Source organism: Mycobacterium sp. AT1, from assembly GCF_002043095.1.
Taxonomy (GTDB): domain Bacteria; phylum Actinomycetota; class Actinomycetes; order Mycobacteriales; family Mycobacteriaceae; genus Mycobacterium.
The window spans coordinates 1-16,648 of record NZ_MVOC01000003.1; the positions used below are offsets into that span (position 1 = coordinate 1).

General features: G+C 67.9%; 14 protein-coding genes and 1 riboswitch. Of the genes, 2 read left to right on the plus strand and 12 right to left on the minus strand.

The window, feature by feature from the left end:
• The 9 genes from B1790_RS01225 to mdlC (B1790_RS01265) all read right to left on the minus strand — a co-directional run.
• Nucleotides 1-348 (minus strand): hypothetical protein (locus B1790_RS01225; RefSeq protein ID WP_142270950.1); only part of this gene is annotated, 348 nt, incomplete at its 3' end.
• Between the two features lie 49 nt (nucleotides 349-397).
• The gene (locus tag B1790_RS01230; protein ID WP_079921326.1) at nucleotides 398-1,468 is read right to left on the minus strand and encodes an ATP-dependent DNA ligase; all 1,071 of its coding nucleotides are present in this window, start codon (nucleotides 1,466-1,468) and stop codon (nucleotides 398-400) included.
• Nucleotides 1,469-1,472: 4 nt separating this feature from the next.
• A complete protein-coding gene (locus tag B1790_RS01235; protein WP_079921327.1) occupies nucleotides 1,473-2,039 on the minus strand; it encodes a hypothetical protein in 567 nt (188 codons plus the stop codon).
• On the minus strand, nucleotides 2,026-2,805 hold the full coding sequence (locus B1790_RS01240; RefSeq protein ID WP_079921379.1) for an energy-coupling factor transporter transmembrane protein EcfT: 780 nt from the start codon (nucleotides 2,803-2,805) through the stop codon (nucleotides 2,026-2,028). The genes B1790_RS01235 and B1790_RS01240 overlap by 14 nt, the downstream gene beginning before the upstream one ends.
• Entirely contained in the window at nucleotides 2,802-4,292 is a 1,491-nt protein-coding gene (locus tag B1790_RS01245) for an ABC transporter ATP-binding protein (RefSeq protein ID WP_079921328.1), read from the minus strand. Before B1790_RS01245 ends, B1790_RS01240 begins: the two co-directional genes overlap by 4 nt.
• Entirely contained in the window at nucleotides 4,289-4,921 is a 633-nt protein-coding gene (locus B1790_RS01250) for an ECF transporter S component (RefSeq protein WP_079921329.1), read from the minus strand. The genes B1790_RS01245 and B1790_RS01250 overlap by 4 nt, the downstream gene beginning before the upstream one ends.
• Nucleotides 4,914-5,023, minus strand: a riboswitch (TPP riboswitch). Its footprint overlaps the gene before it by 8 nt.
• A gap of 58 nt (nucleotides 5,024-5,081) precedes the next feature.
• Nucleotides 5,082-6,953, minus strand: a complete 1,872-nt coding sequence (locus B1790_RS01255; RefSeq protein WP_079921330.1) for an FAD-linked oxidase C-terminal domain-containing protein — start codon at nucleotides 6,951-6,953, stop codon at nucleotides 5,082-5,084.
• Nucleotide 6,954: 1 nt separating this feature from the next.
• Complete coding sequence (locus B1790_RS01260; protein ID WP_079921331.1) at nucleotides 6,955-7,362, minus strand: tautomerase family protein; 408 nt, start codon at nucleotides 7,360-7,362, stop codon at nucleotides 6,955-6,957.
• Nucleotides 7,363-7,365: 3 nt separating this feature from the next.
• A complete protein-coding gene (mdlC, locus tag B1790_RS01265; protein WP_079921332.1) occupies nucleotides 7,366-8,982 on the minus strand; it encodes a benzoylformate decarboxylase in 1,617 nt (538 codons plus the stop codon).
• A 180-nt stretch (nucleotides 8,983-9,162) separates the two neighbouring features.
• On the opposite strand from mdlC (B1790_RS01265), the gene B1790_RS01270 reads away from it, so the two are divergent.
• Together B1790_RS01270 and B1790_RS01275 are read left to right on the plus strand one after the other, a co-directional pair.
• The gene (locus B1790_RS01270) at nucleotides 9,163-11,922 is read left to right on the plus strand and encodes a LuxR family transcriptional regulator (RefSeq protein ID WP_142270951.1); all 2,760 of its coding nucleotides are present in this window, start codon (nucleotides 9,163-9,165) and stop codon (nucleotides 11,920-11,922) included.
• Nucleotides 11,923-12,081: 159 nt separating this feature from the next.
• On the plus strand, nucleotides 12,082-12,873 hold the full coding sequence (locus B1790_RS01275) for an IclR family transcriptional regulator (RefSeq protein WP_079921333.1): 792 nt from the start codon (nucleotides 12,082-12,084) through the stop codon (nucleotides 12,871-12,873).
• Here B1790_RS01275 and B1790_RS01280 read toward each other — a convergent pair.
• From B1790_RS01280 to mdlC (B1790_RS01290), 3 genes are all read right to left on the minus strand, one after another.
• The gene (locus tag B1790_RS01280; RefSeq protein ID WP_255407237.1) at nucleotides 12,846-13,850 is read right to left on the minus strand and encodes an aldo/keto reductase; all 1,005 of its coding nucleotides are present in this window, start codon (nucleotides 13,848-13,850) and stop codon (nucleotides 12,846-12,848) included. The two genes, B1790_RS01275 and B1790_RS01280, sit on opposite strands and share 28 nt — an antisense overlap.
• Nucleotides 13,851-14,003: 153 nt before the next feature.
• On the minus strand, nucleotides 14,004-14,978 hold the full coding sequence (locus tag B1790_RS01285; protein WP_079921335.1) for a quinone oxidoreductase: 975 nt from the start codon (nucleotides 14,976-14,978) through the stop codon (nucleotides 14,004-14,006).
• A 10-nt stretch (nucleotides 14,979-14,988) separates the two neighbouring features.
• On the minus strand, nucleotides 14,989-16,605 hold the full coding sequence (gene mdlC, locus B1790_RS01290; RefSeq protein WP_079921336.1) for a benzoylformate decarboxylase: 1,617 nt from the start codon (nucleotides 16,603-16,605) through the stop codon (nucleotides 14,989-14,991).
• Between the last annotated feature and the right edge of the window lie 43 nt (nucleotides 16,606-16,648).

Below are 16,648 nucleotides of genomic sequence, written 5' to 3' on the forward strand. Positions count from 1 at the left end.
GTTGCAGTACGCGCCGGTGCCAGCGGCCTTCGGGGCGTTGTTGGTGTGGCTGACGATCGTCTTGCCGCCGATGGAGACCTTGCACGTCACCGAGCCGGGGTCGCCGCCCGGGTGGATGCCGGTGAAGGTCAGCGAGCGGGCGCTGCCGTTGTAGTCGTAGGCGGCCGACCACGGAAGTCCGGCGACCGCGACGATCGGTTCGTCGTTGGCGCCGAAGTAGGACACCTGGACCCCGTCGGCGAACGTGCCCGTCAACTCGAAGACGACGGGCACCGCGGCCGATGCCGTACCGGGAGTCGCCACCAGCAACCCGGCGCCGAGCATGACCGCAGCCGTCAGAGACGTCATTCGCATTCGTCGATCATCCCACCGATTCACGGCGTCGCCTGCGGCAATTTCAGAGACGGCCCAGCCCCGGGATGATGTCGCGGAGGTCGAACGTCACCGGAACCTCGAGCTGGGCGTAGGTGCACGACCGGGGATCGCGATCCGGGCGCCACCGGTTGAACTGGGGGAGATGGCGGAACCGTTCGCCCTCCATGTGGTCGTAGCGCACTTCGACGACCCGCTCGGGTCGCAGCGGCACGAAGGACAGGCTCTTGCCGGCGTTCCACCGCGAGCCCGCGCCCCGCACCGACGCGGGCCGCGACTCTGCCTGGCCACCCCAGTTCCACGGGTGGCCATCGAAAGTGGTTCTCAGCGACTGCAATTCGGTGAAGAGCTCGCGCCGTGTCGCCATCGGGAACGCGCCGACCACACCGACCGAGGCCAGCGCGCCGTCGTCGCGGTACAGCCCCAGCATCAGCGAGCCGATCGCGTCGTCCCCGGACTTGTGCAGACGGTAGCCGGCGACGACGCAGTCCGCCGTGCGCTGGTGTTTGACCTTGAACATCACCCGCTTGTCCGGCTGATACGTCCCGTCGAGCGGTTTGGCGACGACCCCGTCGAGGCCTGCGCCTTCGAACTCGTCGAACCAGCGTCGGGCGACGGTGACGTCGGTGGTCGCGGGGGTGAGGTGGATCGGCGGGCGGCAGTCGGCAAGCGCTTCCACCAGGGCCGCTCGACGTTCGGTGAACGGCCGTCCGGTGAAGTCGTCGTCGTCGAGCGCGAGCAGGTCGAACGCGATGAACGAGGCGGGCGTCTGCTCGGCCAGCAGGCGCACCCGGGAGGCGGCCGGGTGCATGCGCAGCTGGAGCGCGTCGAAGTCCAGGCCGTCGTCGGTCGCGATGACGATCTCGCCGTCGACCACGCAGCGGTCGGGTAGCTCGGCGATCGCCGCCTCGACCAACTCGGGAAAGTAACGCGTCAGGGGTCGTTCGTTGCGGCTGCCGAACTGGACGTCGTCGCCGTCCTTGAACCAGATGGACCGGAAGCCGTCCCACTTCGGCTCGTAGGACCCGCCGCCGGGGATGCTGGTCACCGCCTTGGAGAGCATCGGCCGGACCGGCGGCGTCACGGGTAGGTGCACGGGCTCATTCTCGCACCGGACCCCCTCGGGCCCAGGTCAATCCGTCCGGCGCCTCGGTGACCACCCAGTCGGCGGCCGACCGCGGGTCGTGGCACGCGATGTAGTCGTCCTCCTGGGCGGCCCACCGATCCCAATGGGGTCGGTAGGTGTCGCCGTCGCGGAGCATTGCGCGCCGCTTGCGTTCGGCGTCGGGGGTGTCGACCCAGATTCCGAGATCGGCCAGGGCGCGACTTCCGGCGTTCAGTGCACCGACGCCCTCGACGATCAGCCGCTGCGCGGGGTCGACGGCGTGCCAGCGACCCGGGACGTCCCGCACCCAATTCCAGCTGCGCCACCGGCCGGGGCGCCCGTCGTGGCGGGGTGCGAGCAGTTCGGTCGTGACGTGGTCGGCGGCCCAGGCCAGGCCGTCCCATCCTGGGTAGACGTCGTCGAGTCGCAGGATCTGGCTGCCGTCCCACAGCCGCCGAAGGTGTTTGGCCAGCGTCGTCTTGCCCGACCCGGACCGGCCGTCGATCAGGACCGTGCGCGCGTCGGTCTCGGACAGCTCGCGGGCGACGTCATCGAGTCGCAACGAGGTTCCAATGCCCGGTCGCGACCGACGTCGCGATCGCGACCGCGACGATGACGAACGCCGCGCAGATCAGTGCGACTTCGCGACGGCCGAACGGTGACGGGCGCGCCCAGGTGCGGGTCGGGTGGGCTCCGAAACCCCGTGCCTCCATCGCGGTGGCCAACGTCGACCCGCGCCGGATCGCGGATACCAGCAGTGCAAAGGCTTGTCCGGCAGCACGTTTGACGCGCCCTTGGTCGGCCACCCCGCGGGCCCGGCGCGCGTATCCGAGGTAGCGCCAGTCCTGACCGAGCAGTCCGACCAGGCGCACACCCGCCAGGGCGCCGAGGACGAACCGTGCGGGCAGCCGCAGCACCTGCCCGAGTCCGTCGGCGAGCTCGGTGGGTTCGGCGTCGACGAACAGCAGCACCGACGGCAGGGCGATGGCGAGGACTCGCAGAAAGGTGGCGACCGCCAACGTGATCGAGCCGTCGCTGACGGTGATGAGCAGGAAGTGCCAGTACACCGTGCCGCGGGATTCGCCGTATAGCAGGATGGTGACGGCGGTCAGCGCGGCAGCCAGGGTCACCATCGCCGCGCGAGTGATCAAGGTACGCAACGGGACTCGCAGCACCAGCAGCAGGACCATCTCGAGAATCAGCGCGGTCAACGCCGACACCCAGTCGATGCTCAACACCAGGCCGACTGCGATGACCAAGGCGGCCGCGAGCTTTGCGACCGGGTTGACCCCCGTGAGCCGAGTCGGCGCCGCGGTAACGGTGCTCAACACGAGGCGTCCGCCGGGGTTTCGACGTGCCACGAACCCAGTTCGACCCGATGGTCGGCGAGCAGGGCGGCGAAGTCCAGGTCGTGGGTGATCGCCACGACCGCGGTTCCCTCGTCTGCGATCTCGGCGAGCAGGCGCATCAGTTCTTCCCAGGTGTTGCGGTCCTGACCGAAGGTGGGCTCGTCGAGGATGATCAGTCCGGGTGCGGTGGCCAGCACTGTCGCCACCGAGAGTCGCCGCTGCTCACCGCCCGAGAGGGTGTACGGGTTGACGTCGGCAATGTGGGTGAGCCGCAACCTCTCCAGCAGCGAGTCGCAGATGTCGGCGACCGCAGCATCGTCCTTCTTCAGTGCACGCGGGCCGAGTGCCAGCTCGTCGCGGACGGTGGCGGTGAGGAATTGGTGTTCGGGATTCTGGAACACACTGCCGATGCGGGTAAGTAGTTCCCGCGACTTCCACTCGACGGGTGCCCGGCGACGCGGTGCCGGTGCGAACGTCTCGTCGGCGGCGAGCGCCCCGCCGCGCGGGGGCAGCAGTCCGCCGAGGGTCAGCGCCAACGCCGACTTGCCGGTGCCGTTGGGGCCGGTGACGACGGTGATTGCGCCACGGGCTATTTCGAAGGTGAGGTCGTGGGAGCCGTCGCCCGCGCGGTAGCCAACTGCGAGGTTGGCGGCGTCCAGCAGCGGGGCACCAGGAGCGTGGTGGCGCGTGATCGCGGGCAACTCCGTGCCAGGCACCCAGACGCCGGCCCGCCGCAGCATGTCCCGCTGCCGGCCGAGGGTGTCTTCCGGAGGTCCGTCGGCCACCACCCGACCGTCGTCGCCGAGGACGATCACGCGGTCGACCACGGGAAGCCATACCGCCGTGCGGTGTTCGATGACGACGAGCGTCGCGCCGGTCTCCGCGGTGGCCGCGGCGACGGCGTCCCGGACCTCGACGACGCCTGCCGGGTCGAGGTTGGCGGTGGGCTCGTCGAGCAGGATGAGACCGGGGTTCATGGCGAGCACGCCGGCGAGCGCCAGTCGTTGTTGCTGTCCGCCCGAGAGTGCCGACGTCTCTCGTGTCAGTGGAAGGTCGAGGCCGACGGCGGCCAACGCCCGGCGCACCCGAGGCCAGATGGCGGCGCGCTCGACGTTGAAGTTCTCCATGCCGAACGCCACGTCGTCACCGACGCGCGAGAGGATCACCTGGGAGTCGGGGTTCTGCAGCACCATCCCGATCCGACTACGGCGGGTGGCCGGGGGCGCGCCGTCGACCAGGAGGCGACCGGTCTCGTCACCGTCCTCGTTGCTGTCGAGCAGGCCCGCAAGTCCTTGCAGCAGAGTGGATTTGCCGGAACCGCTGGCGCCGAGCAACAGCACCCGCTCGCCCGGTTCGATCGTCAGGTCGAGGCCGCTGAGCGCCCACTGTGCGCGGCCGGCGTGGCGCCAGTGCCAGTTCTGCGCGGTGACTGCGACACCGCCGGACTGCGGCGGCGGGACGCTCATCGCGTCAGGTTGGGCTGTGACCCCACTCTGCCGGACGGGAAGCGTGACAGCGCACCGGTCTTCGCCAGGCCACGGACCACGAACCAGGACAGGGCGCCCGCGATCAGCGCACCCGAGACGATCGCCGACACGACGTAGATCGCCGAGAACGTCGCCGTCGAACCGGGGTACCAGAGAATCAGGTCGTTGATCGCAAGCGCCAGGCCGGCGGCCGCGCCCGACAGCACCGCTACCGGCAGGTTCCACGCGCGGTAGAGGAACACCGCGAACACCAGCTCGGCGGCCAGACCTTGCACCAAGCCCGATTCCAATGTCAGCACGCCCCACTGGTTGCCGACGAGGGCCGAGACGGTGGCGGCGACCATCTCCCCGTACAGCGCCGCGCCCGGCTTGCGGATCACCAGCGCGGTGAGGACGCCGGCGAACAGCCACCCTCCGCCAAGCAGTGCCTGAAGGCCGGGCAGCACCGCGCCGAGGGGAGCGCCGATCGGGTTGGAGGCAATGTTCCACAACACGAACACCAGCCCGGCCGCGACGGCCAGCACGCTGGCCACGACGATGTCGACCACGCGCCAGCGGTAGCTCCGCGGACTGCTGGTTGGTCGATCGGAAACGATGTCGGTACTCATCTATTTCACTCCCTACGCCGGCATGATCCGGTCAGGTTCGTACGGTCGACGGCGCCAGCCGTCCTCTCAGCGCACTTGGCGTGCACTCCCGTGTGGGTCGCCTTCAATCTAGCTCAGTGCTGGCGGTATGCGAAGTTCCGTTCGACCGCGGACCGTGGGGTCAGGCCTTGACGGAGATCTTGAAGATCAGGGCGACGAGTGCGCCGAAGGCGCCGTGGGCGCTGACGTAGAGCCGTTTGGTGTCGTATCCGGCGACGTCCTTCATCGTTTCGGCGCCGAAACGGGCCGGGAGATTGCCGTCGACGACGGTGACGTCGGCGCCGAGCAGGGCGTGTCGGACGCGGTCCCGTTCGGCGCCGGTGGCAGTGGCCACTACTTCGCCGATGGTCCGCGCCGTGCCCGTGGTGGGGACCGCGGCGCAGGTGACGCCGTGCTCGTCGAGGTAGCGGTTGACCGCCTCGACGGTGGCCTCGGCGCCGACGACCAGGCTGAGGTTGCCGAGGTTGACGGCAACGCCGGTGTTGCCGCCGGTGGTCAGTGGGGCGTCGGGGTCGGGGGTCAGCGTGCCGGCGAGCGCGGCGCGGACCGCAGCACCGAACCCGGCGGTGTCGGGCTCGTCGGTCGACAGGTCGGGCAGCATGATCCCTGGGTTGAGCAGTCCGTCGGGGTCGAACGCCTTCTTGATCGAGCGTTGGGCGGCGATCTCGACCGGTGTGAAGCGCTTCGTCATGAACTGGATCTTCTCGGTCCCGACGCCGTGCTCCCCGGTGATGGTACCGCCCAATCCCAATGCGGCTTCGATGATTTCGTTGTTCGCCGCTACCAGCGATGACGCCGCCAGCGGGTTGTCCCCGTCGTAGAACGTGGTGGGGTGCAAGTCGCCGTCTCCGGCGTGGCCGCACACCGCGATGAACAACAGGCCGTCGGAATGGCGCGCCGCGGTGGCCTGGATGGCTACCTGCATGTCGGGAATCCGGTCGCGGGGCACGGTGACGTCGCCGATGAAGAAGCCCTTGCCGCTCTGCACCACCGAGTTGGGCGCGTTGAGGCGGCCGTACCAGAGGGTAGCGCGATCGTCGTCGCTCTCGGCGACCCGAACCTCGGTAGCCCGTTCCCGCAGAACCCCTTCCACGATCGCCTGGTCGTGGGACACCTCCGCTGCCGTGCCGTCGACGTCGACGAGCACGATCGAGTCGGCGTCCAGCGGGTAGCCGGTGTCGTAGAACTGTTGCAGCCCGGCGATGCCCGCGCGGTCGAGCCACTCCACGGCGGAGGGCACCACGCCGCTGGCGATCACCGCGGCGATGGTGTCAGCCGCTTCTCGGGCAGAGGCGAACGCGCCCATCAGGCTGTGGGTGACGGCGGCGAGCGGGCGAAGTGCGACCGTCACCTCGGTCACGATCGCCAGCGTCCCTTCGGATCCGATCACGACGCCGAGGAGGTCGGGCCCCTCGTCGTCGGCGGCGCAGGTGCGCGTCGAGCCGTCGGGCAGGACGACGTCGGCGGACAGGATGTGGTTGAAGGTGACGCCGTACTTCAACGCGTGTGGGCCGCCGGCATTTTCGATGAGGTTTCCGCCGACGGTGGCCAGATGCGCCGAGACGGGATCAGGTGAAAAGCACAGCCCATGTGGGGCGAGCGCCGACTGTAGGTCCGAGTTCACGACACCGGGTTCGACGCGAGCGCGTCGGTTCTCGACGTCGACGTCGAGGATGCGATCGAGACCGGAAAGGTCGAGCAAGACACGAGCCGCGGTGGGCATCATTCCGCCTGAGCAGTTCGACGCCCCGCCGCGCGGCACGATCGACACGTGGTGTTCGGCCGCAAGCCGCATGATCGGTGCGATGTCGTCGCGTCCATGGGGGCGTAGGAGAAGGCCCGCGAGCCCGCCGACGCCCCAGTAGTCGTGGCCGCGTTCGGTCAGCACGCGTTCGTCGGTGATCAGCTCGCCATGGGCGGCGACCGCCGCCGCGAACCGTTCGATGGCGGGATCGGTTGTGGCCGTCTGGTTCTGCGGACTCTGAGTGGTCATGTCAACCTGGGTCCTTCTGGTCTCGGAGCCACGCTTCTTCTTCGCCCGGATCTGGCAGGACTCGGCCACCCTCGATGGCGAGGTGCGCCGGACTGTTCTGGATGACGACGAGGACCTGCTTGGCCGGGATGCCAGTCACCCGGGAGGCGGCGGCGGCAATCTCGGCCACCAGCTGGCTACTCTGCGCTTCGGGGTGTCCCGTGCGCACCCATCCGTTGACCAAGAGTGGTTGTGCGGGTGCGCCGTTGGTGTACAGGTCGTCTGGCGGCAGCTCGTGGAAGACGACGTTGACGTAAGTGCCGGGGACGTGGTTGATCATCGAGTGAATCCTCGTGACCTCGCCGGCGAGGCTGGCCTTGGTCTCGGCGCTCAGCACCGATTGCACCGTCGTGCAGGTGTACACGGGCATCTTTCAGCCCAGGACCGGCAGGTGCGGCTGGGTGGGCACCACCAAGACGGTGGGTCCGTCGGCCGCAAGGGCGGCCTTGAACTCTTGGGTGAGCTCTTCGGTGCTCCCCACCGTGGCCGTTCGACAGCCGAATCCCGTTGCAAGTGATCCGATGTCGAGCCCGGGTAGGTCAAGGCCGGGAACGTTGGGTGTCTCCTCGAGAAGCGCAAAGGACTTCAGAACGCAGTATTCGCCGTTGCGCTGGACCACGAACACGATCGGGAGTTGGTGCTGCGCGGCGGTCCAGATGGCCTGAATCGAGTATTGGAAGGAGCCGTCGCCGATCGAGGCGACGACGGTCCGCTTCACACCGCGGGCCCGGTCTCCGAGCGCGATGCCCACCGCAGCGGGTACACCCCAGCCGATGCCGCCGCTGCCGGTCGCGAAGAAACTGCCGGTGCGCCGGGTTGGCCACCACCTGAGCAGGTCCGCCAGCGTGGAGGTCGACTCCATGACGACCGCCGCGTCCTCGGGTTTGACCGCACTCAGCACCGCGTAGACGGCGTCGGGCATCAGCGGCGCGGACCCGACGGGGAGGTCGCCGCTGAAGTCTCTGGTCAGTCCCCGCGGAGCCTGCCGGTCGACCGGTACCTCCACCAACTCCAGGAGCTCTTCCAGGGCGGTGTTCATGTCGCCGACCAGGCTGTCGCCCACCGGCGCGACCGCGGCGAGGTGAGGATCGCCGGTGATCTGGAGCAGTTCGGTTCCTTCTGGCAGATACTCGCCGGCAACGTAGGGGTAGTAGCTGAACACCTGTGCCCCGATTACGACGACCAGGTCGAAGCCCGTCACGGCCTCGTTGACACCGGCGATGGTCAACGGAAGCGGGCCCGCGTACAGCGGATGGTCCTCGGGGAACGAGCACCTTGGCGACAGCGGACCGCCGCGGACCGGCGCGCGTAGCTTCTCCGCGAAGGCGACACCGGCATCCCAGGCGCCGGCGCGGTCGACCTCTGGGCCGAGGACCAACAGCGGTCGCTTGGCCTGACTGATCCGCGTGGCGAACTCTCGCAGGCGCGATCTGTCGGGTTGGACGCGTTGGCTGACCGTCCTGACCACCGCAGGCCCCAATGCCGGCTTGTTCCAGTCGTCGAGGGGGATCGACAGGAACACCGGACCCGCGGGTGGCTGAGTGGCCACCGCATACGCCCGCATGAACGCCGCGGGCACGTCCTCGGCGCGCGCCGGTTCGAAGGCCCACTTCACCCACGGTTGGGGCAGCATCGTCGCGTCTGGGCTGTTCAAATACGGGTCGCACAACGACATTTCGCGGGTTTGCTGGCCGGCGGTGACGATCATGGGCGTGTTGGCCCGGTAGGCGGCGATGAGACTGCCCATCGCGTTGCCGGTGCCCGCCGCGGTGTGAAGATTGACTACGGCGGGCTTGCCGGTCACCTGGGCGAAGCCGTCGGCCATCGCGAGGACGGATGCCTCCTGCAGCCCAAGCACGTAGGTGAAGTCGTCTGGGAAGTTCTGCAGGAACGTCTGCTCCGTGGAGCCTGGATTGCCGAATATCGTTGTCAACCCCAGGTTTCGGAGCAGGTCGTAGGTGACGTCGTGGACGGTCTTGGTGTCGGCCATCGTGAAAAGCCCTTTCTAGCCAGGGTGACGAAACTCAACTGCTGAAATCACACACCCGACGATGCTTGGCCCACCCCGTGGAAACCACGGGTCGACGGAGTGCCCGGGGGCAGGTGAAGTCCGTTGAGCCGCCGCCGTTGTGCCCACTTCGAGGTACCGCTACCCCTCTGAGGTGGGAAGATGGCGAGCATGGGCCGGGAGACTCCGCGCGTGGCGCTCTTGGGGCGCCGACGCGAGCGAGACGTTCTGGCCGGAGTGCTCGCGCGGGCCAGGAAGGGACGCAGCGGCGTTCTGGTTCTGCGGGGCGACGCAGGCATCGGAAAGACGGCTCTGCTTGCCGACGCCACCGCAGCCGCCGCCGACCTTCACACCATCGCCATCAGCGGTGCTGAATCGGAGATGGAGCTTTCCTACGCTGGCGTGCAACAGTTGTGCGCCCCTCTGGTTGACCGAGTCGACCGGCTACCCACGCCCCAAGGGAAGGCGTTGCGGATCGCTCTAGGCTTGTGTGAAGGCGCCGTGCCCGACCGCCTTCTGGTGGGCCTTGCCGTGTTGACTCTGCTCGGAGACGCCGCTGGCGAATGCCCCGTCGTATGCGTCGTCGACGATGCCCAGTGGGTGGACCGAGCGTCCCTGCAAGCGTTGACGTTTGCTGCCCGACGGTTGGTCGCCGACCCGGTCGTGATGATCTTCGCCGCGCGCACACCGGTCGTCGATCCGGAGCTGGCCGGGCTCCCCGAGCTGAACGTGACAGGTCTCGCTCACGCGGATGCCAGCGAACTGCTCGCCGCGGTGTTGCCCGGTCCGATGGACGAGAACGTCAGGGAGAACATCCTGGCCGAGGCAAACGGTAATCCATTGGCGTTGCTCGAGCTCCGAACTGCGCTCGCCCCGGCGCAATTGGCGGGCGGATATGGTCTGGCCTCGGCAAAGCCGCTGGCGACACGGATCGAGCAGTCGTTCAGCAGCCGGTTGCGCGAACTACCGCCGCACACGCGCATGCTCCTCCTGCTCGCGGCCGCCGAGCCGACCGGTGAGCCGGCGTGGTTGTGGTCGGCCGCAGCGAAGTTGGGACTCGGGGTGGATGCCAGTGTCCCCGCCGAACGGAGCGGGTTGGTCAGCGTCGACACCACCGTCCACTTCCGGCACCCACTGGTGCGATCGGCCGTCTACCGCGACGCCGTTCCGTCCGAGCGACGCCAGGCTCATGCCGCGCTGGCCGACGTCGTCTCGGGGAGTGGCTCAGACGAGCACGCCGCGTGGCACCGTGCGCACGCGGCAAGCGGGCCCGACGAGGCGGTCGCCGCCGACCTGGTGCGGTCAGCCGCGCGGGCTCGCTCCCGTGGCGGTGCCACCGCGTCGGCCGCGTTTCTTGCCTACGCGGTAGACCTGACCCCCGACCCGGTACGGCGGTCCGAGCGCGCACTTCACGCGGCCGAGGCCAAGCTGGACGCGGCCGACCCGGACGCCGCCGCCGGGCTGTTGGCGTCCGTTGTGCGCGTGCGCAGCGACCTGCTGGATGCGCGCGCCGATCTGCTGCGGGCGAAGATCGCCTTCGCCGCGCGGCGCGGTCGCGACGCCCCGCCCCTGCTGCTCGCGGCAGCCGAGCGACTCCGGACGTCCAATCCGGCGCTCTCGCGCGAGACCTACCTCGAGGCGCTGATGGCGGCGATGATCGTCGGTCGGCTATCCGTCGGTGCGCACGCGTCGGCGGCCGCGATCGCCACGGCGGCGCAGCACGCGCCGCCACCATCGGATCCTCCGTCGGCGGTCGACCTCTTTCTGGAGGGGCTGATCGTGCGGCTCACTCGCGGGCACACCTCGGCGGTCCCGCTGCTGCAACGAGCCGTCCGTCAGTACTTGGCGGACACCGATGCCGGCGTGGCTGACCCGCGGTGGCACGACATCACCAACCGGGTCCTCCTCGACCTCTTCGACCAAGACACCTACGACGCCCTCAACGCCCGCCAAGCGGACATGCTGCTGTCGGCGGGGGAATTGACGGTTCTCCCCTCAGCGCTCACGACGTACGCGGGTGCCTGCGTCACCTCAGGCGACTTCACCAAGGCGGCCCAACTGCTCGACCAATCCGACGCGATCTCGTCGGCAACCGGGGCGCCGCCACACCGCTCGATCCGGACCTACCTCGCCGCTTGCCGAGGGCAGGACGAGGTTGGAAACGAATTGGCGCGGAGCACGATTCGAGAGTCCACCTCGCGTGGGGAGGGCAGCGAGGTCACCGTCGTACTCTTCTCGTTGGCCGTTCTGCACAACGGGCTCGCTCAGTACGACCAAGCGCTGGCGGCGTGCACGTCTGCGCTGGAGTACGACGACGTCGGCATGCACGGCCATCTGCTGAACGAGATGGTGGAGGCTGCCGCCCGGTCCCGCAACATGACACTCGCCGAAACCGCTGCTGCACAGTTGATCGAGATCACCGAGGCGTCCGGAACCCCGACCGCACTCGGCTATTCGGCGCGTGCCAGAGCGCTGCTGAACACCGGCGCCGAAGCCGACGGTGAATACCAGACCGCGATAACGGAATTGGAACGTTCACCGCTCAGAGTCCTGACTGTGCGCACACGCCTCCTCTATGGTGAATGGCTGCGCCGCGCGAACCGACGAGCCGACGCGTGCAGTCAACTGCGGATTGCCCACGAGGCGTTCCTGAACATGGGGGCCGACGGCTTCGCCGAGCGGGCGCGCCGCGAGCTCCACGCAGCTGGCGAGCCCCACCGACGGGACAGGGGTGGCACGTCGGCGGCCGGCCTGACCAGCCAAGAACGCTACATCGCCCGGCTCGCCGGCGACGGCTACACCAACTCCGAGATCGCCAGTCACCTGTTCATCAGTCCGCGCACGGTGGAGTGGCACCTGAGCAAGATCTACCCGAAGCTTGGGGTGACGTCACGACGCGAGTTGAGGCGCCTGCGCTTCTAATCGAGATGACGTTGATTGGGGCCCCGATCTCGACGCATACGGAACGAGCCTGCGCGAGTCAGGTCTGTTCGGGTGAGTTGAGCGGCGCGGTTTCGCGACGCTGTCGCCCTGGGTTCCGCGCTCATGGCAGACCCGATCGGCTTCGCCTAACCTGTTGGAATGAGCGAAGGTTCGTCAAGTCGGGACGAGCGGGCGGTGATTGCCAAGGCTGTTGACTTGCTTGAATCCCTAGCTGGGCAGCGGGCCGGCCTTGGGGTCAGCGAACTCGCCCGCCGAGCGGGGATCAGCAAGTCCACGGCCTTCCGTGTTCTGGGTTCCTTGGAGCGGGACGGGTTGGTCGATCGCGTCGGCACCGGCTATCAGATCGGCGGCGTGGTGCGTCGGCTGGCGCGCAACGCGGTGTTGCCGAATCCGGAGATCGTGAGGGATGCGCTGGTGCCGTTCGTTGCGGACCTCTTCGTTCTCACGGGGCAGACTGTGCACGTCGCCGTTTTGGACGGTGCCGAGGTGGTCTATCTGACGAAGCTGTTCGGCCACCGGCAAGCCCCGACCCGTCCGTGCCCCGACGACAGATTTCCCGCCCACGGGGTGGCGATCGGCAAGGCGCTGTTGGCATACGACCACGCTTCCTCGAATGACCTAGAAGCGGTTCCGCTCAAGGCATTCACCAACTGCACCACGACGGACCCTGCTGCGTTGCGCGCGCAGTACATGGAAATCCGTTCTGCCGGAATCGCATTCGACGCCGACGAGGCCCGCGTCGGGGTGAGTGCCGTCGCCGTACCTCTTCGCGGCCCCGACGGCGCCGTGGTGGCTGCCCTGTCGATCACGCACGCGAGCACCGACCCGGCCGCATCCCGGTACGCCGAGCACGTCCGCAATGCCGGGGCTGCTGCCGCCCCGGCATTGCGGCGGGCGCTGACTCAGCTGTCGGCCGGAGAATCGGGGTAACGGCCGCCCCGCACCTCCTCGGGATCGAAGAGCGCGCTCAGCTGGGCGACCTCGTCCGCGCTCAACGCCACCTCTGTCGCTGCGGTGTTCTCCCGCAGGTATGACACCCGCTTGGTACCTGGGATGGGCACCACGTCGAGCGGCTGTGCCAGCAGCCATGCCAGTGCGACCTGCCCAGGGCTTGCCCCCTTACGCGAGCTGAACAACTGTAGGCCGTCGACGAGCTTGGCGTTTCGGTCGAGGTTCTCGCCGGTGAAGCGGGGTAACACCGACCGGTAATCGGTGGAGTCGAAGACTTGGCCGCGCCGCACCTGGCCGGTGAGCATCGCACGGCCAAGCGGGCTGTAGGGCACCAGCGTGATGCCGGCGGCGCGGCAGGCGTCGACGACGCCATCCGCCTCAATTGACCGCTCCCACAGGGAGTATTCGCTTTGAAGCGCGGACAACGGAAAAGTCGAGTGGGCGCGGGCCAGCTCGTCGACCGGGAGCTCGCAGTGGCCGATTGCCCGCACCTTGCCCTGACGTACCAGTTCCCCCATCGCGCCGACGGTCTCCTCAATCGGAACGGTGGGGTCTTGCCGGTGGCAGTAGTAGAGGTCGATGTGATCGCTACGCAGCCTTCGCAGGCTCGCGTCGCAGGCCTGCACGACGTATGCGGGATCACCCGCGAGCCCGATGGCACCGTCGGCGCCCATCTGGACGGCGAACTTGGTCGCTATCACCACCTCGCTACGACGACCGACGATGGCTTCGCCGATTAGCTCCTCGTTGTGCCCAAAGCCCTTGATGGGGGCGCCAAACGCGGCGTCGGCGGCGCCGTAGACGTCCGCGGTGTCGAGCATGCCGACCCCGAGATCGATCGCCTCGCGGATGGTGGCGATGCTGGTCTCACGGTCGGCGTCACCGTAGGACTGCGACATCGTCATGCAGCCGAGTCCGATGGGCCGCATGACGATGTCCGAGTGTCCCAACGTCACCCGTGCCCGTACCAAATCCTCACCTGCAGTGACTAATTCATCCTGAGTCATGAGCTCAAGCCAAGCACGTCGGTTGCAGGTTGCTCAACGCATCGTGCCGAATGGCGGCACGCCCCGGCTGTCGGGTTGCCCAGCACATTCCCGGCCCGTCGGTCAGGGGATCAGCACGGTCGAGCCGTGCGTTCGGCGACCTTCGAGATCGCGGTGGGCCACAGCGGCATCTTCGAGGTGGTAGCGCTCACCGGTGGTCACCCTCACGATTCCTGCCGATATCGCATCGAACAGTTCCCCTGCACGCCAGGAGAACTCATCGTAGGAGCGATTGAAGTGGGTCCGCATGGGCCGGGTGAGGTACACCGAACCGGCAGCGTTCAATCGCTGCGGATCGACGGGCGGCACGGGCCCGCTCGCGGCACCGAAGAGTGCCAGGGTGCCACGAACCGCCAGGCTGGCCAGGCTCGCGTCGAACGTCGACTTGCCGACACCGTCGAAGACCGCCGCAACCCCGTCACCGCCGGTAAGCGCGCGCACCGCCGCGCCAAACTGCTCCGGGTCGACGGGGTAGTCCAAGACCTCAGCCGCTCCCGCCGCCCGCGACAGCGCGTTCTTGGCCGGGGTGGACACCGTCGTCAGGACCCGGGCGCCCTGGGCGGTTGCCCACTGCGTGAGTATCAGTCCGACACCACCGGCGCCGGCGTGCACCAAGATGTCGTCACCGGGTGCCACCGGGTAGACCGACTTGAACAGGAAGTGCGCGGTTAGGCCCTTCAACAATGCCGATGCCGCTGTCTCCGAGGGGATGGCGTCGGGCACGCGTGCCGTCAGATCGGCAGCGGCGACGCAGTACTCGGCATACGCCCCCTGCGCATCTGCGCTGGCGACCCGGTCACCCACCCGGACCGAGGTGACGTCCTCACCGAGGGCGGCGACGGTGCCGCACACTTCGCTGCCGATGATGAACGGCAACTCGCACGGATACAGTCCGGAGCGGAAGTACGTGTCGACGAAGTTGACGCCGATCGCCTCCGCTTTGATGAGGATCTGGCCTAGGCCGGGCGTTGGGATCGGACGTTCGACGTAGGTCAGGACGTCTGGGCCGCCCGTTTCGGTGATTTCGATGGCGTGCATGGCGGTCTCCTCAACCGAGGTGCGGCAGCTCTGGTTGGGTGGGAACCACGATCACGGTCGGGCCGTCCGCTTGCAGTGCGGCCGTGAACTCTCGCGCCAGCTCTTCGGTGGTGTCGACGTTGGCCGTACGGCATCCGAATCCCGTTGCCAGTGCCGCGATGTCCAAGCCGGGAAGGTCGAGCGCAGGTACACCCGGTGTGTTCTCCAGCAACGCAAACGATTTGAGGATGGCATAGGCCCCGTTGCGCAGCACTACGAAGATGATCGGCAACTCGTGCTGAGCGGCCGTCCAGATCGCCTGCACGGAGTACTGAAACGAACCGTCACCAATGGTGGCGACGATATGGCGCTTGACGCCACGCTCGCGGTCGCCAAGTGCCACGCCAACGGCTCCAGGAACGCCCCAGCCGATACCCCCGCTTCCGGTGGCGTAGAAGCTGCCGGGCCGCGTGGTGGGTAGCCACTGCAGGAGCTCGGCCATCGTCGACGTCGACTCCATGACCACCGCGGCATCGTGGGGTTTGACCGTGCTCAGCGTCGCATAGACCTCGTCGGCGGTCAGGGGCTCCGACGGTGCCGAGGACCTTACGGCCCGATCCCTGTTCAAGGGTGGATTCATGGGTCGGCCAGTTGGTTCGTCGATCAAGTCGACCAGTTGTTCCAGAGCTACCCGAACGTCGCCGAGGAGGCTGTCACCAACGGGGGCTACCGAAGCCAGGTGAGGATCGGCGGTGAGCTGGATGAGTTCGGACCCCTCTGGCAGGTACTCGCCCGCAACGAAGGGGTAGTAGCGGAACGCCTGCGCACCGATCACGATGACGAGGTCATGCCCATGGATCACCTGGTTCACCCCGGCGATCGTCATGGGCATCGGGCCTGCGTACAGCCGATGGTCTTCTGGGAACGACACTCGGTCGGTCAACGCGCTAGCGCGCACGGGTGCCCCAAGCTTCTCGGCGAAGGCGATGCCGGCGTTCCACCCACCGGCACGGTCCACCTCCGGTCCGAGAACCAGCAGCGGGTTCTGCGCCCGGTTGATCCGCTCGGCGAACACGTTGAGCCGCAGTGTATCTGGTGAGGTTTGCTGGCTGACCGTTCGCACCGTTGCCGGGCCGAGGGCTGACTTCTGCCAGTCGTCCAGCGGAACGGACAGAAACACCGGTCCGGCCGGCGGCTGCAGGGCGACGGCGTAGGCCTGCATGAACGCCGCCGGAACGTCCTCGGCGCGAACGGGCTCGTACGCCCACTTGACCCACGGTGAAGGCAACACCGTCGCAGCCCTGTTGTTCAGGTAGGGGTCGCCCAGCGACATCTCGCGGGTCTGCTGCCCAGCCGTGACGATCAGCGGGGTGTTTGCGCGGTAGGCGGCCACCAGGCTCCCCATCGCGTTGCCCACGCCCGCGGCGGTATGCAGGTTGACCAGAGCCGGCTTGCCGGTGGACTGCGCGAAGCCGTCGGCCATCGCCAGTGCGGACGCCTCCTGCAACGCCAACACGTAGGTGAAGTCGTCCGGAAAGTCCTGCAAGAACGTCTGCTCGGTCGAACCGGGGTTCCCGAACACCGTCGTCAGACCGAGCGTACGGAGTAGCTCGTAGGTGACGGCGTGCACCGTTTTTTGATCAGTCATGTAAAACACCAGCTTTCGATGGGCCTGACGATTGCGGAGATGC

Bases quoted from the DNA above. Each gene is read 5' to 3' on its own strand.
- B1790_RS01245 (WP_079921328.1), bottom strand. From the start codon at position 4,292: ATGAGCGTCCCGCCGCCGCAGTCCGGCGGTGTCGCAGTCACCGCGCAG.
- B1790_RS01250 (WP_079921329.1), bottom strand. From the start codon at position 4,921: ATGAGTACCGACATCGTTTCCGATCGACCAACCAGCAGTCCGCGGAGC.
- B1790_RS01255 (WP_079921330.1), bottom strand. From the start codon at position 6,953: ATGACCACTCAGAGTCCGCAGAACCAGACGGCCACAACCGATCCCGCC.
- B1790_RS01260 (WP_079921331.1), bottom strand. From the start codon at position 7,362: ATGCCCGTGTACACCTGCACGACGGTGCAATCGGTGCTGAGCGCCGAG.
- mdlC (WP_079921332.1), bottom strand. From the start codon at position 8,982: ATGGCCGACACCAAGACCGTCCACGACGTCACCTACGACCTGCTCCGA.
- B1790_RS01270 (WP_142270951.1), top strand. From the start codon at position 9,163: ATGGCGAGCATGGGCCGGGAGACTCCGCGCGTGGCGCTCTTGGGGCGC.
- B1790_RS01275 (WP_079921333.1), top strand. From the start codon at position 12,082: ATGAGCGAAGGTTCGTCAAGTCGGGACGAGCGGGCGGTGATTGCCAAG.
- B1790_RS01285 (WP_079921335.1), bottom strand. From the start codon at position 14,978: ATGCACGCCATCGAAATCACCGAAACGGGCGGCCCAGACGTCCTGACC.
- mdlC (WP_079921336.1), bottom strand. From the start codon at position 16,605: ATGACTGATCAAAAAACGGTGCACGCCGTCACCTACGAGCTACTCCGT.